21 protein-coding genes and 1 riboswitch are annotated in these 25,806 nt (G+C 61.1%); of the genes, 13 read left to right on the top strand and 8 right to left on the bottom strand.

Annotated features, from left to right (window positions below; all coding sequences use genetic code 11):
* Positions 1–32: 32 nt before the first annotated feature.
* From PCPL58_RS25770 to PCPL58_RS25755, 4 genes are read right to left on the bottom strand one after another with little or no spacing between them, the layout of a single operon-like run.
* Positions 33–995 (bottom strand): metal ABC transporter ATPase, encoded by a 963-nt coding sequence (locus PCPL58_RS25770; protein WP_065350766.1) that lies wholly within the window; start codon positions 993–995, stop codon positions 33–35.
* Between the two features lie 36 nt (positions 996–1,031).
* A complete protein-coding gene (locus PCPL58_RS25765) occupies positions 1,032–1,847 on the bottom strand; it encodes an aldo/keto reductase (protein ID WP_065350765.1) in 816 nt (271 codons plus the stop codon).
* On the bottom strand, positions 1,844–3,019 hold the full coding sequence (locus tag PCPL58_RS25760) for an NAD(P)/FAD-dependent oxidoreductase (RefSeq protein WP_065350764.1): 1,176 nt from the start codon (positions 3,017–3,019) through the stop codon (positions 1,844–1,846). Before PCPL58_RS25760 ends, PCPL58_RS25765 begins: the two co-directional genes overlap by 4 nt.
* 48 nt (positions 3,020–3,067) lie before the next feature.
* Entirely contained in the window at positions 3,068–3,400 is a 333-nt protein-coding gene (locus PCPL58_RS25755) for an SMR family transporter (protein ID WP_002551789.1), read from the bottom strand.
* A gap of 69 nt (positions 3,401–3,469) precedes the next feature.
* Here PCPL58_RS25755 and waaA point away from each other — a divergent pair, with 69 nt between their 5' ends.
* Entirely contained in the window at positions 3,470–4,750 is a 1,281-nt protein-coding gene (waaA, locus tag PCPL58_RS25750; protein ID WP_065350763.1) for a lipid IV(A) 3-deoxy-D-manno-octulosonic acid transferase, read from the top strand.
* A gap of 193 nt (positions 4,751–4,943) precedes the next feature.
* Here waaA and PCPL58_RS25745 read toward each other — a convergent pair whose 3' ends face one another.
* Entirely contained in the window at positions 4,944–6,383 is a 1,440-nt protein-coding gene (locus PCPL58_RS25745) for a TolC family outer membrane protein (protein ID WP_065350762.1), read from the bottom strand.
* Between the two features lie 167 nt (positions 6,384–6,550).
* A riboswitch (TPP riboswitch) is annotated at positions 6,551–6,655 on the top strand.
* A gap of 154 nt (positions 6,656–6,809) precedes the next feature.
* Here PCPL58_RS25745 and thiC point away from each other — a divergent pair.
* A complete protein-coding gene (thiC, locus tag PCPL58_RS25740) occupies positions 6,810–8,699 on the top strand; it encodes a phosphomethylpyrimidine synthase ThiC (protein WP_065350761.1) in 1,890 nt (629 codons plus the stop codon).
* A gap of 295 nt (positions 8,700–8,994) precedes the next feature.
* Positions 8,995–10,284 carry a putative hydroxymethylpyrimidine transporter CytX gene (cytX, locus tag PCPL58_RS25735; RefSeq protein WP_065350760.1) on the top strand — a complete coding sequence of 430 codons (1,290 nt, stop codon included), beginning with the start codon at positions 8,995–8,997 and terminating at the stop codon, positions 10,282–10,284.
* On the opposite strand, the gene PCPL58_RS25730 is transcribed toward cytX, so the two are convergent.
* Complete coding sequence (locus PCPL58_RS25730) at positions 10,253–10,999, bottom strand: RsiV family protein (protein ID WP_065350759.1); 747 nt, start codon at positions 10,997–10,999, stop codon at positions 10,253–10,255. The genes cytX and PCPL58_RS25730 overlap by 32 nt on opposite strands.
* Positions 11,000–11,206: 207 nt before the next feature.
* Here PCPL58_RS25730 and PCPL58_RS25725 point away from each other — a divergent pair, with 207 nt between their 5' ends.
* The 9 genes from PCPL58_RS25725 (at position 11,207) to PCPL58_RS25685 (ending at position 20,552) form a co-directional block, all read left to right on the top strand.
* Positions 11,207–11,824, top strand: a complete 618-nt coding sequence (locus tag PCPL58_RS25725) for an NUDIX domain-containing protein (protein WP_065351108.1) — start codon at positions 11,207–11,209, stop codon at positions 11,822–11,824.
* Positions 11,815–12,267, top strand: a complete 453-nt coding sequence (locus PCPL58_RS25720; protein WP_003431956.1) for a DUF1249 domain-containing protein — start codon at positions 11,815–11,817, stop codon at positions 12,265–12,267. Before PCPL58_RS25725 ends, PCPL58_RS25720 begins: the two co-directional genes overlap by 10 nt.
* Before the next feature lie 145 nt (positions 12,268–12,412).
* The gene (gene cpdA / locus PCPL58_RS25715; protein ID WP_083188495.1) at positions 12,413–13,219 is read left to right on the top strand and encodes a 3',5'-cyclic-AMP phosphodiesterase; all 807 of its coding nucleotides are present in this window, start codon (positions 12,413–12,415) and stop codon (positions 13,217–13,219) included.
* Positions 13,220–13,307: 88 nt separating this feature from the next.
* A complete protein-coding gene (locus PCPL58_RS25710; RefSeq protein WP_065350757.1) occupies positions 13,308–13,925 on the top strand; it encodes a YqiA/YcfP family alpha/beta fold hydrolase in 618 nt (205 codons plus the stop codon).
* 85 nt (positions 13,926–14,010) lie between these two features.
* A complete protein-coding gene (parE, locus tag PCPL58_RS25705; RefSeq protein ID WP_003431952.1) occupies positions 14,011–15,915 on the top strand; it encodes a DNA topoisomerase IV subunit B in 1,905 nt (634 codons plus the stop codon).
* On the top strand, positions 15,912–16,889 hold the full coding sequence (locus PCPL58_RS25700; protein WP_003366272.1) for an esterase-like activity of phytase family protein: 978 nt from the start codon (positions 15,912–15,914) through the stop codon (positions 16,887–16,889). Before parE ends, PCPL58_RS25700 begins: the two co-directional genes overlap by 4 nt.
* Positions 16,886–17,407 (top strand): retropepsin-like aspartic protease family protein, encoded by a 522-nt coding sequence (locus tag PCPL58_RS25695; protein WP_044309298.1) that lies wholly within the window; start codon positions 16,886–16,888, stop codon positions 17,405–17,407. Before PCPL58_RS25700 ends, PCPL58_RS25695 begins: the two co-directional genes overlap by 4 nt.
* 10 nt (positions 17,408–17,417) lie before the next feature.
* Positions 17,418–19,673 (top strand): DNA topoisomerase IV subunit A, encoded by a 2,256-nt coding sequence (gene parC / locus PCPL58_RS25690; RefSeq protein WP_065350756.1) that lies wholly within the window; start codon positions 17,418–17,420, stop codon positions 19,671–19,673.
* A gap of 183 nt (positions 19,674–19,856) precedes the next feature.
* Complete coding sequence (locus PCPL58_RS25685; protein WP_024661443.1) at positions 19,857–20,552, top strand: PqiC family protein; 696 nt, start codon at positions 19,857–19,859, stop codon at positions 20,550–20,552.
* A 393-nt stretch (positions 20,553–20,945) separates the two neighbouring features.
* On the opposite strand, the gene PCPL58_RS25680 is transcribed toward PCPL58_RS25685, so the two are convergent.
* Positions 20,946–22,490 (bottom strand): HAMP domain-containing protein, encoded by a 1,545-nt coding sequence (locus PCPL58_RS25680; protein ID WP_003431947.1) that lies wholly within the window; start codon positions 22,488–22,490, stop codon positions 20,946–20,948.
* Positions 22,491–22,620: 130 nt separating this feature from the next.
* Between PCPL58_RS25680 and serB the strand changes: the two genes are divergently transcribed.
* A complete protein-coding gene (serB, locus tag PCPL58_RS25675) occupies positions 22,621–23,835 on the top strand; it encodes a phosphoserine phosphatase SerB (RefSeq protein ID WP_065350755.1) in 1,215 nt (404 codons plus the stop codon).
* 66 nt (positions 23,836–23,901) lie between these two features.
* Here the strand turns inward: serB and PCPL58_RS25670 are convergent, their stop codons facing one another.
* Complete coding sequence (locus tag PCPL58_RS25670) at positions 23,902–25,686, bottom strand: molecular chaperone (protein WP_065350754.1); 1,785 nt, start codon at positions 25,684–25,686, stop codon at positions 23,902–23,904.
* Between the last annotated feature and the right edge of the window lie 120 nt (positions 25,687–25,806).

Below are 25,806 nucleotides of genomic sequence, written 5' to 3'. Positions count from 1 at the left end.
AAGGTTTCAGTGCCTTGCAGCCGCTGGCCGACTTACTTGCTCAGGCTGCCACGCGCTATCTGCAGCAGCTCCCTGGCCTTGCCGGTCAGGCGTTTGAGCCCTGACTTCTTCGCCGGTGGGGCCATGCCCTGCTGACGCAGCCAGTCCTTCCAGCGAATCCGCTCTTCACGCACTACCCAGCCATCCTGCGCAGCGAAGCTCTCGGCCAGGTACAGCCCTCTCGTGCCGGCCGGACTCAGCTTGTCACGCTTGAGCGTGTACAGCTCGGGCAGAGGGGCGCCGTTCTCCAGCGGCATCAGGTACAGGTCAGGTTTGCTACGGTTGAGGCGGGCGACCAGTTGATCGTTTTCCAGAGCTTCGTCGACATGGAAAAGACTGACCGGGCGCGCTTCCTTGGGGATTTCCAGGCGCATGTCGTAAATCAGCTGCAAGGACGCCGTGGGCAAATGCACATAGGCCCGTGGACGTTCCAACAGGGTCAGGCTGCCGGTTCGCACCGGTCTCGCGGCGCCGGAGAGGGGGCTCAGGCGAAAGGGCATGGCCTCGCGATAATGCAGCGCGGCGGCGTAGGGCGCAGGCAGCCAGGTCTCCTTGAACAGCCCGCTGAGCCAGCCCTGCGGTGTTTCGATCAGGCACTCTTCGGCCACTTCCTGAATCGCGGTGTGCAGCGGCAGCGTCAGCTCATGGGCCGGGACATAACCCGAGATCAGCTTGAGCACGACGTCGCCGCGATCCTGACGACGCTGGCGGACCAGCACCCAGTAGTCGCGGTTCTGCCAACTGACGGTCAGGCGAACGGAGACCCCCAGATTGGCCAGCTCGGTGGCGAAATGTTCGGTGTCCGGCACGTCGATTTTGCGCCGCCGCTGCAAGGTCTGCGCGAAGTTCATCGGCATGCCGACGCTCTGGTAGCTCAGGCTTTCCGCAGTGGCTTCGACAAACAGCGGCAGGGTCTTGAAGTTGCTGGGATTCTTCCGGATCAGTGTTCGCGGCATAACGGCTCCTTCTTGCGTTGGGGTCGGCCGCCTTAATCAGGCTTGACGGCAAATCACGGCAGCGGCAGTTGCAACGTTGTGTGCCAGGTGCAACGGGTTGATGGTGCCGACAATAGCACTGGCAACCGCCGGATGTTCAAACAGTAGCTGGAAACTGGCTTGGACCGGATCCATGCCGGGTGTCAGGCAGACATGACCACTGGCCAGTGCCTTCTTCACCAGAATGCCTTTGCCATGAGCCTGCGCGTAATCCAGAACCGGCTTTTCATCCTGTTCGTTGAGATTGTAAGTGACCATTGCGCAGTCACCCTCACGCAGCGCCAGCAGGCCGCCTTCGACGGTCTTGCCGGAAAAGCCGAAACCGCGAATCTTGCCTTCGCGCTTGAGATCAGCGAGTGTCTGGTACACCTCGGCGTCGTTGAGAATCGCCAGATCGTTGCCGTCCGAATGCACCAGGACCAGATCGAGAAAGTCGGTTTCAAGACGTTTCAGGCTGCGCTCGACCGATGTGCGTGTATGGGTGGCGCTGAAGTCATGGCTCGACTGGCCGTTGACGAACTCCTCGCCAACCTTGCTGACGATCACCCAGTCCTGGCGCTGACCGCGCAGCAGCGGTCCCAGGCGCTCTTCGCTGGTGCCATAGGCAGGTGCCGTGTCGATCAGGTTGATGCCCATGTCGCGGGCCATGCGCAGCAGCATCTGCGCCTGCTGGTCATCGGGAATCTTGAAGCCGCTGGGGTATTTGACGCCCTGGTCGCGCCCCAGTTTGACGGTGCCCAGCCCCAGCGGCGATACGTTCAGGCCGGTACTGCCCAGCGGGCGATGCAGATCGTGCAGGGTTTTCAGGCTCATGGCAGCAGCTCATCCCAGACAGGTATGGCCATTGGAGGCCGTGGCACATCGCTCAGCGGAGCTTGCGGGGTCGGGTGGATACCGTCTCTGGACAGCTGCGACAGGACTCGGTCGGCGAAGTCCGGAGCCAGGGCCAGCTTGGTCGGCCAGCCGATCATCAGACGTTGCTGGCTGTCGAGGAAGGCGTTGTCCGGGCGCACCAGTCCTGATTGAGCAGGCTCGGCACGATCAACACGCAGGGTCGCCCACTGCGCCTGACTCAGATCGACCCACGGCAGCAGCGCCTCGAGCTCTTTGCGCGCAACGGCGATCTGCTCGTCCGGTTGGCGCGCCACGCCATCGGCTTCGGCCAGGTCGCCGCCCAGATACCACACCCACTGGCCATCTGCTGCCGGGTGCGTGGTCACGGTGATGCGTGGCTTGGGCCCGCCGCCGAGGCAGTGAGCGAACAGCGGCTTCAGGGTCGGCCCCTTGACCAGCACCATGTGCAACGGGCGGCGCTGCATCTGCGGTTGCGATACGCCAAGCGCGTTCAGCAGGTCGGCATTGCCGCCGCCGGCACTGAGTACGATGCGCTGTGCATGGATATCGCGACCGTCGACGCGCAGACCGATCAGTTCATCGTCCTCGAAGAGCGGCTCGATGTGCTGACCGGCCAGCAGGCTGTCACCGGCCAGTTCGGCGAGACGCCCGATCAGACTGGGTACATCGACCACCAGCTCGGCAAGCCGATAGACCTTGCCTTTGAATTTGGGGTTTTGCAGGGCTGGCGGCAGTTGCTCGCCCTTGACCTGATCCACGCGACCGCGCACGGCCTTGCTGGCGAAGAAACTGGTGAGATTGCCGGCGATGGTGCCTGGCGACCACAGGTAATGGGCCTCGGACAGCAGGCGTACACCGGAAAGATCCAGCTCGCCCTTGCCATCGAGGGCCTCACGCCAGCGACGCGGCATGTCGGCAATGGCTTCGGAGGCGCCGGACAGCGCGCCGTGCAGCGCGTACTTGGCGCCGCCGTGGATGATCCCCTGAGACTTGAGGCTTTGCCCGCCACCCAGGCTGGCGCTTTCTACCAGCACTGTCGAGAACCCTTGACGACGCAACCGGGCATTGAGCCAGAGACCGGCGACGCCAGCCCCGACAATCAGCACGTCAGTGGAAATAACCGATGGCATGAGCACCTCAGTGAGCGAAAAGTACGAGCATTATAAAGGATCGGGTTTTCAATGCCCGGCGGTTTTCGAGAACAGCTGAATGACCGCCACGCCTGCCACGATCATGCCCATGCCCAGCAGCGCGGGCAGGTCGAGTTTCTGGCCGTAGATGAAGAACGCGGCGATGCTGACCATGACGATGCCCATGCCCGACCAGATGGCGTAGGTGATGCCCACCGGGATCGTGCGCATTACCAGAATCAGCATCCAGAACGCGATCGCATAGCCGGTAATCAGCAGCAACAGGGGCAGCGGGGTGCTGAATCCCTTCACGGCTTTCATGGACGTGGTAGCGATGACTTCCGCGCAAACGGCGATAGCCAGTAGGTAATAAGCGTTCATGGTGCATTCCTTTTCGTCAGGCTGCGCATTCTAGCGGCTTGTGATGGCGGGCTGATAAACTCCGCGCCCATGAATAGAACTCTTTATACCGGACTGTTTCATCTCGGCCTGCCGCTGGTTGCCCTGCGTCTGTGGTTGCGTGCGCGCAAGGCTCCGGCGTATCGCCAGCGCATCGGCGAGCGCTTCGCCCGCGGCTTGCCGGTCATGCAGCGGGGCGGTATCTGGGTGCATGCGGTGTCGGTGGGTGAAAGCATCGCTGCAGCGCCCATGATTCGGTCGCTGCTGGTGCAATATCCGCAGTTGCCGATCACTGTGACTTGCATGACGCCCACAGGTTCGGAGCGAATCAAGGCATTGTTCGCCAGTGAGCCACGAATTCAGCATTGCTACCTGCCCTACGACCTGCCGTGGGCGGCTGCTGGTTTTCTCGATCAGGTACAGCCACGGCTGGGGATCATCATGGAAACCGAGCTGTGGCCCAACCACATCCATCAGTGTTCCCTGCGCGGGATTCCTGTTGTGCTTGCCAACGCCCGGCTGTCGGAGCGTTCGGCGCGGGGTTACGCACGCTTTGCCGGGCTGACGCGACCGATGCTGGCGGAAATGGCCTGGTTTGCGGTGCAGACTGAAGCTGAGGCGCAGCGCTTTCGTGATCTGGGCGCACGTCCCGAGTGCGTGGCGGTGACCGGCTCGATCAAGTTCGACCTGAGCATCGACCCGCAGCTTCTGCAGCGTGCCGCCCACCAGCGCGAACAATGGCAGACCACGCAGCGGCCTGTCTGGATCGCGGCCAGCACACATGCGGGCGAGGATGAAAGCGTGCTGGCGGCTCATCGCACGTTACTGACCAGTCACCCCGATGCGCTGCTGATTCTGGTGCCGCGCCACCCCGAGCGTTTCGACAGTGTGCATGCGTTGTGTCAGCAGCAGGGCTTTGCGACGGTAAGGCGCTCATCCGCGCAGGCTGTCACGTCTGACGTCTCGGTGCTGATGGGCGATACCATGGGGGAATTGCTGTTTCTCTATGCACTGGCTGACATCGCTTTCGTTGGCGGCAGCCTGGTGCCCAATGGCGGACACAACCTGCTGGAGCCTGCGGCACTGGCCAAGCCGGTGCTCAGCGGCCCGCACCTGTTCAACTTCCTCGAGATCGCCGCCATGCTGCGCAAGGCCGGTGCGTTGCAAGAGGTCAACGATGCAGCAGCGCTGGCCACCGCCGTGCAGGGTCTTTTCGACCAGCCGCAGCAGGCGCGCAACATGGCTGATGCCGGGCTTGAGGTGATGAAGGCCAATCAGGGCGCACTGCAACGCCTGCTCGACGGGATCGGGCGGTTGATGGGCAGGCGCTGAATCGGGGAGGAGGCATAGCGTCCAGAACGGCATGCCGACGCAGAGCGTCGGCACGATAGTTGAGCTCGTCCAGACGCCTATCGTTCCTCACGCTCCAGCGTGGGAATGCCTTGGGTGACGCTCCGCGTCACAAATCTGCGTCGCGCTGCATGACTTGAAGTCGGGCGCAGAGCATCCAGATGGGTCAGCAATCTCAGCGCTTAGCAGGTCGCTCGAAGTTCTTCTGCGCGGCAGTCGCCAGTTCCGGCGGCAGGAAGTCTTTGTCCGGGTTGTAGTCGGCCTTCAGGTAGCGCGACAGGTCCTGCAGGTCGCCCGGGTTCAGGGTGCCTGCTGCCTGCTTGAGACGCAGGTTGTCGAGGATGTAGTCGTAACGCGTGTTGTTGTAGTCACGCACCGAGGCATACAGCTGGCGTTGCGCATCCAGCACGTCGACGATGTTGCGGGTGCCGACCTGATAACCGATTTCCGTGGCTTCCAGCGCGCTCTGGTTGGAGATGATCGACTGCTTGCGGGCCTGGACCTGCTCCACATCGGTATTCACCGCGCGATGCAGGTTGCGCGTGTTTTCCACCACCTGACGACGCAGGCTTTCACGGCGTTGCTCGCTCTGGCTCAGGCGCGCATAGGCTTCGCGTACCTGTGAACTGGTCAGGCCGCCGCTGTAGATCGGGATATTCAGCTGCACGCCGATGCTGCGCTGCTCGACGTCGCCGCCGTAGTTGCGGCCGGTGTAGTTGGGGTTGCTGAAACCCAGTGCATCGTTATCGCCACGCTGATAGGTCGCCACGGCATCGAGCGTCGGCGCGTGCCCGGCCTTGCGCTGACGCAGGGTTTCTTCGGCGGCACTGACTGCGTAGTTGCTGGCCAGCAGATTGAGGTTCTGCTGCGCGGCAGTATCGACCCAGGCCTTGGCGTCATTGGGCGTCGGCGCCAGCACCGGCAGGGTATGTACGATGCCTTCGATCGAGTTGTATTCGCGGTTGGTCAGCGTCACCAGCGCCTGAAAGGCGTCGTCGACCTGACGCTGGGCAATCAGTCGGCTGGCGCGTGACGTGTCATAGCTGGCCTGCGCCTGCAGCACATCGGTCTTGTCCGACAGGCCGACATCGAAGCGCTCGTTGGCCTGATCCAGCTGGCGCTTGAAGGCCGCTTCCTCGGCTTTGGTCGAGGCCAGATTGTCCTGTGCACGCAATACGCTGAAATAGCTTTGCGCCGATTGCAGGATCAGATTCTGCTCGGTAGCCGACAGTTCCAGTGCTGCCTGTTCGTTGCTCGCTTCGGCAGCCTGCAACTGGAACCAGCGGTCAGCGCGGAAGATCGGCTGGCTCAGCGTGGCCTGATAGAGGTTGCCGCTGCGGGTGGCCACGGCTCTGGGCTGATCGATGCTGGTGCGGGTGCTGCTGTTCTGGGCGCTGCCGGAAATATTCGGCAGCAAACCGGCGCGGGCCTGCGGCACGGCTTCCTTGCGCGCATCGTAATCGGCGCGCGAGGCTGCGAGGTCGGCGTTGTTGTCCACAGCCTGCCGATAAACGCTCAACAGCCCTGTCTGCGTTGGCATTGGCAATTCGGCTGCCCACGTCAACCCGCTGGACGCAAACGAAACAGCCACGACCAACGAAAGTTTGCGCAACATGAGGCATTCCCTGTTCATGAAGAAAATAATTACAGTTCGGGTTGAAGAGAAACCGGGCTAGGGAGTGTAGAGCCAGACGCTTTTGGCAACAATCGTCGATTTGCGCCATTTATCGAGCCCCGTGCAAATAGGCTGGCGTTGCGACGGCACCCCGTCATAGACTGGCGGCGTTCTTGTCGGGGTGCCTTGCTATGAGGCTGAGATCGGTTAAACCGGATCCCGTTGAACCTGATCAGGTTAGCGCCTGCGTAGGGAACAAGATTTCTCGTCTCCCGGCGAGTCCTCTTGAGTGCCGTCCGGGGTCGATTGTTCAAATAATGAACAGTTTCGCCTCCTTTCGATACTCAGCACCAGCACTGGTGCACCCGTCCGTCATGTCAGGTCACTCCGACAATAAATCCGCAACTGGATGTCTGGAGAGCCGTGATGAGTATAAAAGCAAAAAACGCAGCCCATTTGAGCGAGTCGGCGCAAGTCGATTCCGGATCGGTACAGCCGTTTACCCGTTCGCAGAAAATCTACGTTCAGGGCTCGCGCCCGGACATCCGCGTGCCCATGCGCGAAATCACCCTGGACGTCACCCCGACCGACTTTGGCGGCGAGATCAACGCCCCGGTCACGGTCTATGACACCTCCGGCCCCTACACCGACCCCAATGTGATCATCGACGTGCGCAAAGGCCTGGCCGACGTGCGTTCGCCATGGATCGACTCGCGCAATGACACCGAGCGTCTGCCGGGCCTGAGTTCCAGCTTCGGCCAGCAACGCCTGAGCGATGCCGAACTCACCGCGTTGCGCTTTGCCCATGTGCGCAACCCGCGCCGGGCCAAGGCCGGCGCCAACGTCAGCCAGATGCACTACGCGCGTCAGGGCATCATCACCGCCGAGATGGAATACGTCGCCATCCGCGAGAACATGAAGCTTCAGGAAGCCCGCGCCGCAGGTCTGCTGACCCAGCAACATGCCGGGCACAGCTTTGGCGCGAGCACCCCGAAGGAAATCACTGCCGAGTTCGTGCGTGAAGAGATTGCCCGGGGCCGCGCGATCATCCCGGCCAACATCAACCACGTCGAGCTTGAGCCGATGATCATTGGCCGCAACTTCCTGGTGAAGATCAACGGCAACATCGGCAACAGCGCATTGGGTTCTTCCATCGAAGAAGAAGTCGCCAAGCTGACCTGGGGTATCCGCTGGGGCTCGGACACGGTCATGGACCTGTCCACTGGCAAGCACATTCACGAAACCCGCGAGTGGATCATCCGCAATTCGCCGGTGCCGATCGGTACGGTGCCGATCTATCAGGCGCTGGAAAAGGTGGGCGGTGCAGCCGAGGACCTGACCTGGGAGCTGTTTCGCGACACGTTGATCGAGCAGGCCGAGCAGGGCGTCGATTACTTCACCATCCACGCCGGTGTGTTGCTGCGTTACGTGCCGCTGACCGCCAAGCGTGTCACCGGTATCGTCAGCCGTGGCGGTTCGATCATGGCCAAATGGTGCCTGGCGCACCACAAGGAAAACTTCCTTTACACCCATTTCGAAGACATCTGCGAAATCATGAAGGCCTACGACGTCAGCTTCTCGCTGGGCGACGGCCTGCGTCCGGGCTCTATTGCCGATGCCAACGATGCGGCGCAGTTCGGTGAGCTGGAAACGCTGGGTGAACTGACCAAGATCGCCTGGAAGCATGATGTGCAGACCATGATCGAAGGCCCCGGCCATGTGCCGATGCAGTTGATCAAGGAGAACATGGACAAGCAACTGGAGTGCTGCGACGAAGCGCCGTTCTACACCCTGGGCCCGCTGACCACCGACATCGCGCCGGGTTACGACCACATCACCTCGGGCATCGGTGCCGCCATGATCGGCTGGTTCGGCTGCGCCATGTTGTGTTACGTCACGCCCAAGGAGCATCTGGGGCTGCCGAACAAGGATGATGTCAAAACCGGGATCATCACCTACAAGATCGCGGCTCATGCGGCGGATCTTGCCAAAGGCCATCCGGGTGCGCAGATCCGCGACAACGCCTTGAGCAAAGCGCGTTTCGAGTTCCGCTGGGAAGACCAGTTCAACCTCGGCCTGGACCCGGACACCGCGCGTTCGTACCACGACGAAACCCTGCCCAAGGATTCGGCCAAGGTCGCGCATTTCTGCTCCATGTGCGGGCCTAAATTCTGCTCGATGAAGATCACTCAAGAAGTCCGCGAGTACGCCGCCAATCAGCGCATCGAGGCGGTAGACGTCGATGTTGCCAAAGGCCTGGCCGAGCAGGCCGAGCGCTTCAAGCAGGAAGGCAGCCAGTTGTACAAGAGGGTGTAGGGGGCGACAGGTGCACGACAGAAAACCGCTGGCGGTTATCGCTACGCTCCAGCATTGGGCTTTACGACTCGGAGCGTCGCACGATAGTTGAGATTATCGTTCCGCACGCTCCAGCGTGGGAATGAAGTTCTCGACGCTCTGCTTCGTCAAGAGGACGCGGAGCGTCCAGAACGGCATGCGACGCAGAGCGCCGCACGATAATTGCGATGATCCCACGCTCTGCGTGGTGGCGCTGTTCTGGAAGCTCCGCGTCCGATCCCGAATCACCGATCAACACCCCATACGAGACACAAACGTGAACACACCCGGCACCTATTCTCCTGACACCCCTGTACCCGCCAGCCAGCGGGTGTTCGGCGCGCGGGATCTGTTTTCCCTGTGGTTTTCCCTCGGCATCGGCCTGATGGTGTTGCAGACCGGGGCCTTGCTGGCGCCGGGGCTGGGCATGTCCGGCTCGATGCTGGCGATTTTTCTCGGCACGCTGGTGGGCGTCTTGCTGCTCGCCAGCGTTGGTGTGATCGGCAGCGATACCGGCCTGTCGTCCATGGCCGCGCTCAAGCTCAGCCTGGGCAGCAAGGGCGCGTCGCTGCCAGCGGTATTGAACCTGCTGCAACTGATCGGTTGGGGCTCGTTCGAGATCATCGTCATGCGCGACGCAGCCAGTCTGCTCGGTGCGCGGGCTTTTGCAGAGGGCAGCCTGTGGAGCAGTCCACTGCTCTGGACGCTGTTGTTCGGCGCACTGGCCACGCTGCTGGCAGTCAGCGGGCCATTGACCTTCGTGCGCCGTTTTCTGCGCAAGTGGGGCCTGTGGATACTGCTGACGGCGTGTGCATGGCTGACCTGGAATCTGCTGGCCAAGGCTGATCTGACCGCGCTGTGGGCAACCTCCGGCGATGGTTCGTTGCCGTTTGCCTCGGGGTTCGACATTGCCATCGCCATGCCGCTGTCCTGGCTGCCGCTGATTGCCGACTACTCGCGTTTCGGGCAACGCGCGAAAAGCGTCTTCGGCGGTACGGCTGCAGGCTTTTTCATCGGCAACTTCTGGCTGATGAGCTTGGGCGTCGCCTACACCCTGGCGTTCGCCCCGAGCGGCGAGGCCAATGCCTTGCTGCTGGCACTGGCCGGCGCAGGTCTGGGGATCCCGCTGCTGCTGATTCTGCTGGACGAAACGGAAAACGCGTTCGCCGATATTCACTCGGCTGCGGTCTCCAGTGCTCTGCTGTCACGCATCAAGGTCGAGCATCTGGCGTTGGTGATTGGCGTGATCTGTACGCTGATTGCCTGTCTGGCACCGCTGGCGCAGTATCAGAACTTTCTGTTATTGATCGGCTCGGTATTCGCGCCACTGTTCGGCGTCGTGCTGGTTGACCATTTCATTCTGCGTGGTCGCAGTGGTCAGGCAACGGAGGGCGGTTTGCGCTGGATGAGCCTGCTGGCGTGGCTCGGCGGGCTCAGCACCTATCATCTGCTGGCCAATCTTTATCCCGAAGTGGGCGCAACACTGCCAGCGCTCATTGTCGCTGGCGTGTTGCAGCTGCTGATCGGCGGTGCGATCAGCCGCGGCCGGGGAACAGTTCCGGCTTGAGGATGCCATTGAGCTGAGGATAAGGAATCTTCAGCTCGATGTGGCCCATCGAATACGGCGCGATGGTGTCGACCGAGTACTTGAGGATCACTGCGCCGTAGGTCAGCGCAATATGCGGCGTGCGCTTGAACGGCCAGGTCTTTATGAACTCGCTGTCTTCATTCATCTTGGTCGATACCAGCCAGCCCTGGTGGGCCAGTTGGGCTTTCTGCCAGAACTCGCTTTCCTTGCCCGGGATGATCATGTCAGCCAGGGTCAGGACTTTCTGCTGCTGACGCGAATAGTTGATGAACGCCCGGCCAGGGTTGCCGTGGGCACCGCCGGTATCCAGATAGCTGGACAGTTCGACCACTACGATACCGTCATGCTGTTCGCGTACCTTGGCCTGCAGATAGCTGCTGTTGCGACCCTGGGCCTGGCTCAGGAACTGTTCCTGATAGGCTTTGATCGACGCAGGCGGCGATGCGCTGCTGTCGGCAACGGTCAGTTGCAGCAACGTCTTCTGAACGATGGCGTCCAGTCGCGGCTCATCTGGGAAGTGCACGGTATCGATGTTGACCAACGGGCAGTCGGCCGTGGTGCAGCCCGGCTTGATCAGCTCGGAAGCATCGCGCTGGACTTGCAGCGGTGTGCGCATGTTGGGCGTGAAGAGGCTTTGGCAGGCGCCGAGCAACAGGGCCAGGCAAGCCAGTGAAGTGATCCTCAATAACGACATGTTGATCCTTGGCAGTGTCAGTAAAGGCGGTTGCGTTGTACGTATGCAGGCTGGTTGGACTGTAAACAACGTCTTCGGTTCGATCATGGCAGATTAGAATTGTTTTAAGCCCCGGCCGTCTACCCTGCATGTTCAAGGGGGCTGCATCTGACTGCCGATGCGCGTTAGGATGGCCCGATGTCAAAAACGGCGGCAAGCGAGAAACCCATGACCCAGACCACACGATCTGCACCAAGCGCTTTTGAAACCACAAAGCGTGAAAACTGCTTCAAGGGCTTCTATAAGCTGGACAAGCTGCATGTGCGCCACGAATTGTTCGCGGGCGGGATGAGCAAGGAAATCAGCCGCGAACTGTTCGTTCGCCACGACGCCGTCTGCGTGCTGCCTTATGACGCCAAACGTGACGAAGTCGTGCTCATCGAGCAGTTCCGCGTAGGCGCCATGAAAAAGACCAACAACCCCTGGCTGATCGAGCTGGTCGCAGGTCTGATCGACAAGGATGAACAGCCGGAAGAAGTTGCTCATCGCGAGGCAGAAGAGGAAGCTGGGCTGAAGTTCGAGGCATTGTGGCCAATCACCAAATACTTCCCCTCGCCGGGTGGCAGCGACGAGTTCGTTCACCTGTTTCTGGGGCGTTGCAGCAGTGAAGGGGCGGGCGGATTGCACGGGCTCGAGGCCGAAGGTGAAGACATCCGGGTAACAGTCTGGTCATTCGATGACGCATTGCAGGCGATGAAAGACGGAACAATCAAGAACGCATCGACGATCATCGCCTTGCAATGGCTGGCGCTGAATCGTGCAGAGATAAGGGGTTTATGGTCGTGAATCCAGTGCGCGAACGCTACCGTGTCGATCTTGCCGGACTGCAGGCTGCGTGCGAGGCCAACTACGCGCGCCTGATGCGCCTGCTGCCCGACATGCGCAACGAACAGCGCTCACGCCGCGTCGCCGTTACCCAGGGTGATCAGATGCTGGGCGTGCTGGCAGTCGAAGTGTTGCTCGACTGCCCGTACACCACCACCTTGCAGGTCTGCCAGGAGCACAGCCTGCCCTGGCTGCCGGTGCCCAAGCTCGAAGTACAGGTCTACCACGACGCCCGCATGGCCGAAGTCATCGGCGCCGAACATGCGCGGCGCTTCCGGGGCATCTATCCCTACCCCAACGCCGACATGCACCAACCAGACGAAAAGGCCCAGCTCAACCTGTTTCTCGGTGAATGGCTGAGCCACTGCCTGGCGTGTGGGCATGAGTTTGAAGCGGTGCGCTGATCGCCCCCCGATACACTGATGGTTCTTGCCACCCAGGACCGTGAATCAGCAAATGTGACCAAATGCTCGTCTGCACCCACATTCCCGGTTTACCCGCCCGTTGCCACATCACATAATCGCGCTGAATCCTCTCTGGGAGACGGTCTTGCCGAGCGCAGCCCTTTCATCGTCAGTTTTGCTGGTGCAGATATCCGATAGCCACTTGTTCGCCGAGGCGGACGAGGCGTTGTTGGGCATGAGCACGCGGGACAGTCTGGAAAAAGTCGTTGATCAGGTGCTGGCCGAGCAGCCGCACATTGATCTTGTGGTCGCCAGCGGCGATATCTCGCAGGACGGCAGTGTCGAGTCTTACGAAGCGTTTCGTCGGATAAGCGGGCGGATCGACGCGCCTGCGCGCTGGTTCGCCGGTAATCACGACGAACTGCCGCAGATGGAGCAGGTTGCGCAGCCTAATGGGTTGCTCGACCCGGTGGTGGATGTCGGCCAGTGGCGGGTGACGCTGCTGGATTCGGCAGTGCCCGGTTCGGTGCCAGGTTTTCTCGCGGCTACGCAATTGCAGTTGCTGGAGCAGTCGCTGAGCGAAGCGCCTGAGCGGCATCACCTGATCTGCCTGCACCATCACCCGGTGGCGATTGGTTGTGAGTGGATGGCGCCGATCGGCTTGCGCAATGCCGATGCGTTGTTTGACGTGCTCGATCGTTTTCCGCAGGTTCGCGCCATACTGTGGGGCCATGTGCATCAGGAATTCGATCAGATGCGTAACGGCGTGCGCCTGCTGGCGTCGCCTTCGACCTGCATTCAGTTCGCCCCGGGCAGCGTGGATTTCAAGGTCGACACCGCGGCGCCGGGCTATCGCTGGCTACGACTGCATGACGACGGGCGGCTGGAAACGGCTGTTTCCCGAGTGGTCGGCCTGGAGTTCGAGGTCGATTACGGCGGCACCGGTTATTGATTGGGCTGGCGGATACGTTTCCGGTGAGGTGTTGTAGCGTAAGTCCCTGTAAACTACACGGCTTTGCCTTGCACTCGGGAGCGACAGCGTGACGAGCGACACACCTTCACTGCTATATATCCATGGCTTGAACAGCTCGGCCCTGTCGAGAAAGGCCTGTCAGTTGAGTGCGCTGATGAAGTCTCTGGGTCTGGCTGATCGTCTGCAAGTCCCTGAACTGCATCACCATCCGCGCCAGGCCATGTTCCAGCTTGAAGCGGCTATCACGGCGCTGGGACGGCCATTACTGGTCGGCAGCTCCCTCGGCGGCTACTATGCGACTCATTTGGCGCAGCTGCACGGCCTCAAGGCGGTGCTGATCAACCCGGCAGTCAATCCGCATCAGCTGTTCGACGGGTTTCTCGGCGTGCAACAGAACCTGTACACCGGCGAGCAGTGGCAGTTGACCGAAGACCATATTCGGGCGCTGGCCGAGCTGGAAGTACCCGCGCCGCAGGACCCGCAGCAGTTTCAGGTGTGGCTGCAGACCGGTGACGAGACGCTCGATTATCGTCGCGCCGAGAAGTTTTACCGGGCCTGTGCCTTGCGCATTCAGGCGGGCGGCGACCACAGTTTTCAGGGCTTTGCCGAGCGCATGCCGGCACTGCTGACGTTTGCCGGATTTGCTCCCGATCTGTTGCAGAAGATCGACCTGTCGGCGCTGTAAGTGCGGCAGGTGATGGATGCCCGGTCATATGAATGCAAGAACATTGAACCCCCGAAATTCCATGAAAGATTGATAACGAGAACCCATGGCCAATCCCAGCGCTAGCTCTTATAACGCAGACGCCATCGAAGTCCTCTCGGGCCTCGATCCGGTTCGCAAACGTCCGGGCATGTACACCGACACCTCGCGGCCCAACCACCTGGCTCAGGAAGTCATCGACAACAGCGTCGACGAAGCTCTGGCCGGTCACGCGCGTTCGGTACAGGTCATCCTTCATGCCGACAATTCGCTCGAAGTGTCGGACGACGGCCGCGGCATGCCGGTGGACATCCACCCGGAAGAAGGCGTGTCCGGCGTCGAGCTGATCCTCACCAAGCTTCACGCAGGCGGCAAGTTCTCCAACAAGAACTATCAGTTCTCCGGCGGCCTGCACGGCGTGGGCATTTCCGTCGTCAACGCGCTGTCCACCCAGGTTCGGGTGCGGGTCAAGCGTGATGGCAACGAATATGAAATGACCTTCGCTGACGGCTACAAGGCCACCGAGCTGGCGGTCGTCGGCACCGTCGGCAAGCGCAACACCGGGACCAGCGTCTATTTCGCCCCCGATCCGAAGTATTTCGATACGCCGAAGTTTTCCGTCAGCCGTCTCAAGCATGTGCTCAAGGCCAAGGCAGTTCTGTGCCCGGGCCTGCTGGTCAGCTTCGAAGACAAATCCAGCGGCGAGAAAGTCGAGTGGCATTACGAAGACGGCCTGCGCTCCTACCTGCAGGACTCGGTCACCGAATTCCTGCGCCTGCCGGACGAGCCGTTCTGCGGCAGCTTCACCGGTAACAAGGAAGCGGTCGACTGGGCGCTGCTCTGGCTGCCCGAAGGGGGCGACAGCGTTCAGGAAAGTTACGTCAACCTGATCCCGACTGCGCAGGGCGGCACCCACGTGAACGGCCTGCGCCAGGGCCTGCTGGATGCCATGCGCGAGTTCTGCGAGTTCCGCAACCTGTTACCGCGTGGTGTGAAGCTGGCCCCGGAAGACGTCTGGGAACGCATTGCCTTCGTCCTGTCGATGAAAATGCAGGAGCCGCAGTTCTCCGGGCAGACCAAAGAACGTCTGTCGTCCCGTGAAGCGGCGGCCTTCGTCTCCGGTGTGGTCAAGGACGCATTCAGCCTGTGGCTCAACACGCACTCCGAACTGGGGTTGCAACTGGCCGATCTGGCGATCAACAACGCCGGTCGGCGCCTCAAGGCGAGCAAAAAGGTCGAGCGCAAGCGCATCACTCAAGGGCCGGCGTTGCCGGGCAAGCTGGCCGACTGTGCCGGGCAGGACCCGGCGCGCTCCGAACTGTTTCTGGTCGAGGGTGATTCTGCCGGCGGTTCCGCCAAACAGGCGCGCGACAAGGAATTCCAGGCGATCCTGCCGCTGCGCGGCAAAATCCTCAACACCTGGGAAGTGGACGGCGGCGAAGTGCTTGCCAGTCAGGAAGTCCACAACATTGCCGTGGCCATCGGGGTTGACCCGGGCGCAGCCGATATCAGCCAGTTGCGTTACGGCAAGATCTGCATCCTGGCTGACGCTGACTCGGACGGTCTGCACATTGCAACGCTGCTGTGTGCGTTGTTTGTGCAGCACTTCCGCCCGCTGGTCGACGCCGGGCATGTGTATGTCGCCATGCCGCCGCTGTACCGGATCGACCTGGGCAAGGAAATCTACTACGCGCTGGACGAAGCCGAGCGTGACGGGATTCTGGACCGTCTGGTCGCTGAAAAGAAACGTGGCAAGCCGCAGGTCACCCGATTCAAGGGCCTGGGTGAGATGAACCCGCCGCAGTTGCGCGAAACCACCATGGACCCGAACACCCGTCGTCTGGTGCAACTCACGCTGGATGATTTCGCGGCCACCTCGGAAATGATGGACATGCTGCTGGCGAAGAAGCGTGCAGGTGATCGCAAGTCCTGGCTCGAGTCGAAGGGCAACCTTGCCGAGGTTCTGACTTGATACGAGCCTGGCTCGCCGCCCTGATCCTGGTTGCCACGCCGGTTGTCGCTGCGCCACTCGAGGCCCTGAAGCTGCAATCCGAGCACCCGGTAGACGACATGGCCGGTGGCAATCTGTCAGGTCTGGCGATGTGCAACGGCCAACTGTGGACCGTGTCCGACCGTGACGATGATGTGCTGTACAGCCTGGATGTGTCGCAAGACACCTGGAAGGCTCAGTCACATCACATTGACGCACCTGCGCCACAAAGCTATCTGCCGTTGAAGTTGCGTTTCATGGCGGGTCTTTCCGCGCTGATACGCGGTGGCAGTCTGGATTTCGAAGGTGTCAGCTGTGACGCCGCTGGCAATCGCTACCTGGTCAGCGAGGCCTACGGCACGGTGCTCAAGGTTCCGGTCAGCGGTAAACCGGTCTGGCTGGATTTGCCGCAAGCGCTGGTGGATCAGGCGCGCGCTCAGGGCATGTTGCAGCGCTTCAACGCGATTTTCGAAGGGATTGCCGTGAGTCCTGCGGGCGACCGTCTCTGGCTGGCGGCCGAACGCGAGAAGCGTGGCTTGCTGGTGGTGCAACGCGACAAGCAGCAGTGGACCTGCGGGCAAAGCTGCGTGCTGCTGTCCGAGTCCGGTCTGGACGCGTTGCCGCCGGAGCAGGGCAGCAAAAAGGTGTCCACGGATTTTTCCGATGTGTCGCTGTACAACGGCAAGCTGTTCACGCTGGAACGCGCGGTGTACCGCATCTGTCGGCGTGATCTTGAGACAGGGCAGGTCGAGCGTTGCTGGTCGTTCGCCAAAGAGGCGATGGTGCCGTCGCGTCGTTACGATCAACCCTACGGCCTGACCGAGGCACTGGTGGTCGACGAGAAGGGCGCATGGATCGGCATCGACAATAACTTCGGTGCACGCGCCGACGGTGAGAAACGCCCGATCGTCTGGCGCTTCGCTGCACCTGAGGCGGGCTGGAGTGCTGGGCAATGAGCGACGTGCAGCCCGGCAAGCGCGCCGGTAAGGTGCTGATGATCGTGGCCTGGGCGGCCGGTCTGTTTCTCGCGACGCGCTTTTTCGGCGATTGGGAAGACCGGCAGCAGAACCCCAACACCGTGGTTACCTCGCAACACGGTGACGGCTATATAGAGGTGCAACTGGCAGGCAATCGTCAGGGGCACTTCGTCACGACCGGCCAGATCAACGGCCGGACAGTGGAATTCATGATCGACACCGGGGCGACCGATGTGGCCGTACCCGGTGACATGGCTGACCGCCTGGGGCTCAAACGTGGCTATCCGGTCACGGTCAGCACGGCCAATGGCAACAGTCAGGGTTTTCGGACCACGCTTGAGCGCTTGCAACTGGGCGATATCGTCCTGACCAATGTGCGTGCCCTGGTGGCACCCGGTCTGGACGGTGAGCAGGTGCTGCTCGGTATGAGCGCAATGAAACAACTCGAATTCACACAGCGTGGCGGCAATTTGCTGTTGCGCCAGTCAACGAAATGATGAGGCCCGCATGAGCGACTCCCTTGACCTCAGCCTGGATGGTGTAGAACGCCGATCATTGGCTGACTTCACCGAACAGGCCTACCTCAACTACTCCATGTACGTGATCATGGACCGTGCCTTGCCGCATATCGGTGACGGCCTGAAGCCTGTTCAGCGACGTATCATCTACGCGATGAGCGAACTGGGCCTGGGTGCCGACGCCAAGCACAAGAAGTCGGCGCGTACCGTCGGCGACGTGCTCGGCAAGTTCCACCCGCACGGTGACTCGGCCTGTTACGAGGCGATGGTGCTGATGGCGCAGCCGTTCAGCTACCGCTACACGCTGGTAGACGGGCAGGGCAACTGGGGTGCGCCGGATGATCCCAAATCCTTTGCGGCCATGCGCTACACCGAGGCGCGCCTGTCGCGTTACTCGGAAGTCCTGCTCAGCGAGCTGGGCCAGGGCACTGCTGACTGGGTGCCGAACTTCGACGGCACCCTGGATGAACCTGCGGTGTTGCCGGCACGTTTGCCGAACATCCTGCTCAATGGCACCACCGGCATCGCCGTCGGTATGACCACCGATGTGCCGCCGCATAACCTGCGCGAAGTCGCCAGTGCCTGCGTTCGTCTGCTGGACGATCCCAAGGCCACGGTTCCCGAGCTGTGCGAGCACATTCTGGGGCCGGACTATCCGACCGAAGCGGAAATCATCACGCCGCGTGCCGACCTGCTGAAAATCTACGAGACCGGGCGTGGCTCGGTGCGTATGCGCGCGGTTTACCGCATCGAAGATGGCGACATTATCGTCACTTCACTGCCGCATCAGGTATCCGGTGCCAAGGTGCTGGAACAGATCGCCGCGCAGATGCAGGCCAAGAAGCTGCCGATGGTTGCCGACCTGCGCGATGAGTCGGACCACGAGAACCCTTGCCGTATCGTGATCATCCCGCGCTCCAACCGGGTTGAGCTGGACGAGCTGATGCAGCATCTGTTCGCGACCACCGAGCTGGAATCCAGTTACCGGGTGAACATCAACATCATCGGCCTGGATGGCAAGCCGCAGCTCAAGAACCTCAAGACATTGCTCGGCGAATGGCTGACGTTCCGTATCGGTACGGTGCGTCGCCGTCTGCAATTCCGTCTGGACAAGGTCGAGCACCGTCTGCACCTGTTGGACGGTTTGCTCACGGCGTACCTGAACCTCGATGAAGTGATTCACATCATCCGTACCGCCGAGCACCCGAAGGCGGAGCTGATCGCGCGTTTCGATCTGTCGGAAATTCAGGCCGATTACATCCTCGACACCCGTTTGCGTCAGTTGGCGCGTCTGGAAGAGAAGAAGCTGCGCAGCGAGCAGGATGCCTTGCGCAAAGAGCAGGCCAAGCTTCTGGCGCTGCTGAGCAGCGAGTCCAAGCTGCGCAAGCTGGTGCGTGCCGAACTGATTGCCGACGCTGAAACCTATGGCGACGACCGTCGTTCGCCCATCGTTGCCCGTGCCGAAGCCAAGGCGCTGTCTGAAAATGAACTAATGCCCACCGAGCCGGTGACTGTCGTCCTGTCGGAAAAAGGCTGGGTACGCTGTGCCAAGGGGCACGACATCGATGCGACCGGGCTTTCCTATAAAGCCGGGGACGGTTTCAAGACCTCGTCCATTGGCCGCTCCAATCAGTTCGCCGTGTTCATCGACTCGACCGGGCGCAGCTATTCGGTTGCCGCCCACACCCTGCCCTCCGCGCGAGGCCAGGGCGAGCCACTGACGGGCAAGCTGCAACCGCCACCGGGTGCGACCTTCGAGTGCGTATTGTTGCCGGAAGACGATGCGCTGTACGTGATCGCGTCGGATGCCGGTTATGGTTTTGTCGTCAAAGGCGAAGACCTGCAAGCCAAGAATAAGGCGGGCAAGGCGCTGCTGAGCCTGCCGGCCGGGGCGAAAGTCATCCTGCCTCGCCCTGTGCCTGATCGTGAGCAGAACTGGCTGGCAGCGGTAACCACCGAAGGCCGTCTGCTGGTGTTCAAGATCAGCGATCTGCCGCAGTTGGGCAAAGGCAAGGGCAACAAGATCATCGGTATTCCGGGCGAGCGAGTAGCCAGCCGTGAAGAGTATGTGACTGATCTTGCGGTGATCGGGCAAGGCGCTACGCTGGTACTTCAGGCGGGCAAACGAACGCTGTCGCTGAAACCTGAAGACCTCGAACATTACAAGGGCGAGCGTGGCAGACGTGGCAATAAACTGCCAAGGGGCTTCCAGAGGGTCGATGCATTATTGGTGGAAAATAGCTGAAAACATTGATCTGGCACCAAGGTTCTTCGTTTTGCCATGAAGTACGATGCATAATCGCTGGAGTCATGGTGCATATTCACGGATGATATGGGGTCTTGGGGTGCATGCGTGGCTCAGTGCCTGCATGGGTCTTGAAAGTACTAATACTGTGGCCTGTCTCTGGACGGCCACCTGGATGGGATGATGAATTTTCTACGCCTTCCCTTGATCCTGCTGATGACTGGCGTTCTGGGTCTGGCTGGTTGCAGTGTGCGCCAGCCGACCGCGCTTTATCAGCTCGATAGTGGTGAGCCTGGTCAGCCGAAACAGAGTAGTGGTCTGGCAGTATTGCTGGGTCCTGTTTCGGTGGCCGACTATCTGCAACGCGAAACACTGCTGCAACGCCAGCCTGACGGCACCTTGACCGCTTCGTCCGATGGGCGCTGGGCGGGCAACCTGTCTTCGGATATCGACCAGTTGCTCTTGCGTCAGCTGGCCTGGAAGCTGGACAGCCAGCGCGTCGTCATGGCGCCTGCGACGGCCAGCTTCACGCCCGATGTTCAGGTCGTGCTGTCCATCACCCGCCTGGACTCCGGTGCCAAACAGCCCGCGGTACTGGACGCGCAATGGCGACTTCTGGACCGCAAGGGTCACGTCCGGGACAGCCGGCTGGTGCACCTGGAACAAGTCCATGCCGGCAGCTCTGCCGATCAGGTCAAGGCTCAGGGCGTGCTGTTGCAGCGCCTGGCTGATCAGGTCAGCACTGCGATCAAACCGATTTCCTGGCAGGCGCTCGACGAGCCGAAAAAAACGCCTGTCGCCAAGGCCAAAGAGCCGGACAAGCCAAGAATTCCACTGGCGTCCCCTATACGCACCGATCTTGAAGTGTTTCGCTTCTAGGGTCGGCCCAACAAAAAGCCCGCAGCGATGCGGGCTTTTTGTTGGGCGCTCATCTGGTTCTCACCCCCGGCGTTCCTGACGCGCTGCACAGTCAGGATAGGACGCAGAGCGTCCAGAACGGCATGCCCACGCTGGAGCATGGGCACGATGGTGGTCTTGCGGACGCCTATCGCGCCTTACGCTCCGGAACGGCATGCCTGCGCTGGCGCAGGGGTACGATGGTGGTCTTGCGGGCACCTATCGTTCCTCACGCTCCGCGTGGGAATGCAGGTCGTGACGCTCTGCGTCACCTGATTGCGCCGGACCAGGTCGGTCAGGATCGGACGTCGAGATCCCGGAACGGCGTGCCCATGCAGAGCATGGGCACGAGAGAAGAGTGAGCGGAGGAGAAGATCAGGCCTTGTTGGATTCGTGCATGCGCGCCAGCTGGCGTTCGAGCATCGAAGGGTAAGGCTCCATCAGGCGTTCTACGCAGCAGGCACCTTCAGGGCTGGCGATCGGGCGGATGCGGGCGCGTTGACGGATCAACGGGTCGTCGTTGATGCGGCGTTCGACCAGCAGCAGGTTGCGGCTGTGCTGAGACAGCGCCAGTGCATCCTGCGCGGTTTCGGTCAGCAACAGATCGATCTGGCTCAGGCCGCTCAAGCCTTCGCCCAGCGTCAGGCCCAGTTGCAGTTGCAAGGTGATGCCGCTGTCGGCCACCTCGATCTGCAAGGCATGGCTGAGTGCGCGCAACAGCTCACCGCAGCAGATCGCGTTGGTCAGGTAGTCATCACCGCTTTCGTGGCTGTGGAACAGCATCAGCGTGCTGCCGTCATTCAGCGTGTGCAGCTCGCTTTCATACAGCGAGGCGGCCTGATCGAGGCAGTCGCGGTAGCGTTGCAGCAATTCGGTCAGGCGTGCGCGCGGCAGGCGGCGCAATTGATCCTGCGCACCCAGTTGCACGGCCAGCACTGCACTGTTGTGCGGTTCGACCGGCGCTACCGAGGCAGCCGCCGGGCGAACGGCTGGCGAGTTGTCCGAGTGGTCGCGCAGATCGGCGAACGGATCCTCCTCATCGTCGTCTTCATCTTCCTCGGCAACGATGCGGCGCTGCACTGGTGGTGCCGGCAGGCGCGGTTTTGCTTCGCTGCTGCGTGCCGAAACCTTTGGTGCGGGCTTCTCTTCCGGCTCCAGATAAGGATCTTCGCTGTCGTCTTCCTCGCCGTCATACTCGGGCTCGGGCAGCGGTTCTGGCTCCGGCACCGGCGGCGCGAACGAGGTGCGCAGCTGGCGCGCCAGATCGCCGATTTCATCCTGGCGATCAGTGGCTGGTGTATACGGGTCAATATCCCGCAGCCAGATACGCATCTGCATCAGTGGCGTGGAGATGTGGCGGCCAAGACGCAGGCTCAGCGCCAGCGCCAGGGCCAGCAGGATACCGGCCAGAATGCCCATGCTCTGCAGGCTGATGGTCATCGGCTGCTGGAACTGCGACATGTCGAGGCTGATGCGCAGATGGCCCGCCATCACGTCCTGGAACGTGATCTTGATTTCATACAGACCCTGAGCTTCCCCCAGCAGACCGTTTTTCGGACGCTGGCCGGCCTCCGCGAGGATGCGGTTATCCACACTGTAGATAGCGGCATGCGCTACCAGCGGGTTCTTGACCAGATTGCCCAGCAGCACGTTGAGACTGAGGATGTCGTTGGACACCAACAGCTCGGTAGCCGAGGTGGCGGTCTGGGTGGTCAGGGCCTGCCCCAGCGCATCGGCCTGTTCATGCATGGCCTGCTTGAACTGCAGGCCCATGACACCGGCGTAGATCACCAGCGCCAAAGCGACCAGGATCACGTTATGGCTGGCAATGCGCAAAGCGATCGGTACACGGCGATGACGCAGGGCACGAAAGATGAGCAGGAAGAAATTATCGGTTTTAACGGGCGTGGGCCGGTTCACAGAGCACGGCTCTTTCGGTGAAGTTGTCGCGCAGTATAACGAGCGACCCAGTGGCGGCAAAGCGCTGCCTGTGCCCGGTGGTCACTGAATGTGGTTAGAATGCGGTTTTTTTCCACTGCGGGGGTGCGCCTTGCGCGAAATCGTCCTGATTAACATCACTGGTGTCGACCGTCCCGGTCTCACTGCAGCCATCACCGGCGTCCTCGCCCAGGGTGGCGTGAACATTCTCGATATTGGTCAGGCGGTGATCCATGACACCCTGTCGTTCGGCATCCTGGTTGAAATTCCGGATACCGTGCAGGGATCCTCGGTGCTCAAGGACATCCTGTTCACCGCCTACGAACTGGATCAGCAAGTCCGTTTCACTGCGGTGTCCGAAACCGACTATCAACACTGGGTCGAAGGCCAGGGCAAGGCGCGTCACATCGTTACGCTGCTGACCCGTAAGGTCACGGCCGAGCAATTGCAGTGCGTCAGCGCCATTACTGCCAAGTACGGGCTGAATATCGATCAGATCGATCGGTTGTCCGGTCGTATGCCGCTCGACACCCCGGCCGACAAAGGCAAGGGCTGCATCGAGTTCACCGTGCGCGGCGAGCCTGCCGACCCGAAAGCCATGCAGGCCGAATTTCTCGCGGTTGCCCAGGATCTCAACGTCGATATCGCGTTCCAGCAGGATTCGCTGTTCCGTCGTAACCGGCGCCTGGCGGTGTTCGACATGGATTCGACCCTCATCGAGGCCGAAGTCATCGATGAACTGGCCAAGGCAGCAGGCGTCGGCGAGCAGGTTTCCGAGATTACCGAGCGTGCCATGCGCGGCGAACTGGATTTCAGCGAAAGCTTCAAAGAGCGCCTGGCCCTGCTCAAGGGGCTCGATGTGAGCGTGCTGGATGAAATCGGCGCGTCTCTGCGCTTGACCGAAGGCGCTGAAACGCTGTTCTCCGAGCTCAAGCGGCTGGGTTACAAGACGGCGATTCTGTCGGGTGGCTTCACCTATTTCGCCAAGCAGTTGCAAGCAAAGCTGGGCATCGATTACGTCTTTGCCAATGAACTGGAAGTGGTTGACGGCAAGGTCACCGGCGTAGCGGTCGAGCCGATTTTCAATGCGCAGCGCAAGGCCGACCTGTTGCGCGAACTGGCTCACAAGGAAGGGTTGAGCCTGGAGCAGACCATCGCGGTCGGCGACGGTGCCAATGACCTGCCGATGCTGGCGATTGCCGGGCTGGGTGTAGCGTTCCGTGCCAAGCCACTGGTCAAGCAATCGGCCAAACAGGCCATTTCGACGCTGGGACTCGATGGCGTGCTGTATCTGCTGGGTTTCCGCGACCGCGAAGGAAAGCGCTGACGCTCAGGCCGTGGTGGTTTGCCCCTGATGGCGAGGGGCCAATCGCGACGGCTGTCGCAGTGATCGCTACAGCGTGCCCCACAAGGAATCGAATTCCTGATCCGGCCTGGCCTTTTCGGTTTCGGTCGCTTTCGGGGCGTCGTACATCTGATACTCGAACTGATTGTAACTGGCGCTACTGACCTGCCGGTTGCTCAGTGACGCGCGGCGTTCTTCACCGGCGACGTTGATCATCACCTTGTTGCCCTCCTGAAAAGGCAGACGCGGTGCGAGCACGGTGGGCGGTTTTTCCATGGCGCGTACTTCCGGCAGCATCAGGGTTCGCAGGTACTGGCTGTTCTGCTGTTCGCGAATCAGCTGCATGCCGCATGGCTGGGCAAACGGGGCGATCAGTTCGATGCCCATCTGTGTGCCGCCGCTGCGTACCTGGCGGATCCAGCGCACGATGGCAATGCTCCAGCCCTGGCCGGCGTCATCCTGAATACCCACCAGTTCGCCAGCCTGCAACTGCTGAGGCACGTCCTTCTGCCACGCCAGGCAGTATCCGCCCGGGCTGTGGTTGACAATATTCAGGTCGAAGGTCGGAAACGTATGCTGGTTGTTGGAAAGCGAGTCGCTGTCGCCGTCGTTTTTCGGGTATTCGATCTCTTCGTAGGGCAGCAGAACGGATGAAGTCTTGCCGCGCTGAGTGTCGAAGGCAGACGCCCACGGATCGTCCGCGTCATCATTGGCCATCTTCAACGAAAAGCTCGCTGCACTGGTGGCGCTGTTCAACTGCAACAGCTCGCTGAACGACTTCTGGCCAGCGACATAGAAATGCAGCGCGCTCATGCCGATGCACAGTTTCAGCGTGCCCTGACCGGGCGTGCGTTGAAAGGTGCGTTCGGCCACATCACCCCAGGCGACCGCCAGATGTTGCAGCAGGTCGGTGTTGATACCGGTTGGAATCAGCAACGGCGAAGGGGTGCGCTGGTCATCCGGCAGGGCCAGGTACTGATTGATCGCTTCAGCCAGCGCGTAGGTGTTGATACCCAGCAGCCGAGGAGATTGTTCGTCGCTGAACAGGGTGCGATACAGCGGCGGTTTGTCGACCGTCGGGTCCAGAGCGAAGAGGCTGCTTTCAGTGACCGGCAATTGCAGCTTTACCAGAGGGCTCCAGGCCTCCAGCGCATCGGCCAGTTTGCCGATGTTCAACTGACGCATCTGGTTGCAGCGTGAGCAACCCATCAGCAGCGCGATCACGTAGGTCTGTTCCACGCTCAGCACTTTGCTGTGATGGGCCAGGGGCTCTTCGACCGGCGTGTTGTGCAACTGGTACTGACGGGCAATCTGGTAGATCTGATGCAGCTCAAGCCACAGGCCGTCCTGAACCGGACAGTAAAGCTGGTTGGCGCGTATCAATGGCCCGTTGAGACCATGCAGTGCGCGTTGCAGCGCAGTGCTGAACAGCCCGGCCTGGTCTCGGGTATAGCGCGGGGCGACCTGCTGAATGATCTGCTTGTAACCGGTTGCGAGATGGTTTTGCAGCGCCTGGCAGAGGTTGGCCACCTTGCGTGGTCGCTCGTCCAGCACAATGGCCTGATTGAGAAAGTGACGTTCAAGGTGCTTGCAGACGAAGTACACCTCGGGCCGCAGCAATTCAAGCAATTGCAGGCGGTTCTCGCTCGGGGTGATCAACTGGTTCAGATCGGTCAGCCCTTGATAGAGCTGGCGCGCCATTTCTCCGAGGTTCGCCTTGGGCAATCTGGAGATCCAGCGTTTGAGGTCGCGGGGGTTGGCTTCACTGAATGTCAGGCTCGACTGCGTCGGCGTGGGGGCACGCAATAGCAGAGGGAGGCTAAAATTACTCATGTGACAGGCAAGCTCCAACAACTCACTGGCGCGGACGATGGCTTCAGATGGGGGGCCGAGGTTATCGCGCACCCGCGATGTGCCGAGCATACGCCCATGAAAGTGAGAAGTATCCTACAG

The sequence above is a fragment of the Pseudomonas cerasi genome (assembly GCF_900074915.1).
Taxonomy (GTDB): Bacteria; Pseudomonadota; Gammaproteobacteria; order Pseudomonadales; family Pseudomonadaceae; genus Aquipseudomonas; species Aquipseudomonas cerasi.
This window is presented reverse-complemented; position numbering and strand designations above follow the sequence as displayed.

Coding starts and splice junctions, on each gene's coding strand:
- PCPL58_RS25770 (WP_065350766.1), bottom strand. CDS start 995: ATGCCGCGAACACTGATCCGGAAGAATCCCAGCAACTTCAAGACCCTG.
- PCPL58_RS25765 (WP_065350765.1), bottom strand. CDS start 1,847: ATGAGCCTGAAAACCCTGCACGATCTGCATCGCCCGCTGGGCAGTACC.
- PCPL58_RS25760 (WP_065350764.1), bottom strand. CDS start 3,019: ATGCCATCGGTTATTTCCACTGACGTGCTGATTGTCGGGGCTGGCGTC.
- PCPL58_RS25755 (WP_002551789.1), bottom strand. CDS start 3,400: ATGAACGCTTATTACCTACTGGCTATCGCCGTTTGCGCGGAAGTCATC.
- waaA (WP_065350763.1), top strand. CDS start 3,470: ATGAATAGAACTCTTTATACCGGACTGTTTCATCTCGGCCTGCCGCTG.
- PCPL58_RS25745 (WP_065350762.1), bottom strand. CDS start 6,383: ATGTTGCGCAAACTTTCGTTGGTCGTGGCTGTTTCGTTTGCGTCCAGC.
- thiC (WP_065350761.1), top strand. CDS start 6,810: ATGAGTATAAAAGCAAAAAACGCAGCCCATTTGAGCGAGTCGGCGCAA.
- PCPL58_RS25730 (WP_065350759.1), bottom strand. CDS start 10,999: ATGTCGTTATTGAGGATCACTTCACTGGCTTGCCTGGCCCTGTTGCTC.
- PCPL58_RS25725 (WP_065351108.1), top strand. CDS start 11,207: ATGACCCAGACCACACGATCTGCACCAAGCGCTTTTGAAACCACAAAG.
- PCPL58_RS25720 (WP_003431956.1), top strand. CDS start 11,815: ATGGTCGTGAATCCAGTGCGCGAACGCTACCGTGTCGATCTTGCCGGA.
- parE (WP_003431952.1), top strand. CDS start 14,011: ATGGCCAATCCCAGCGCTAGCTCTTATAACGCAGACGCCATCGAAGTC.
- PCPL58_RS25695 (WP_044309298.1), top strand. CDS start 16,886: ATGAGCGACGTGCAGCCCGGCAAGCGCGCCGGTAAGGTGCTGATGATC.
- parC (WP_065350756.1), top strand. CDS start 17,418: ATGAGCGACTCCCTTGACCTCAGCCTGGATGGTGTAGAACGCCGATCA.
- PCPL58_RS25685 (WP_024661443.1), top strand. CDS start 19,857: ATGAATTTTCTACGCCTTCCCTTGATCCTGCTGATGACTGGCGTTCTG.
- PCPL58_RS25670 (WP_065350754.1), bottom strand. CDS start 25,686: ATGAGTAATTTTAGCCTCCCTCTGCTATTGCGTGCCCCCACGCCGACG.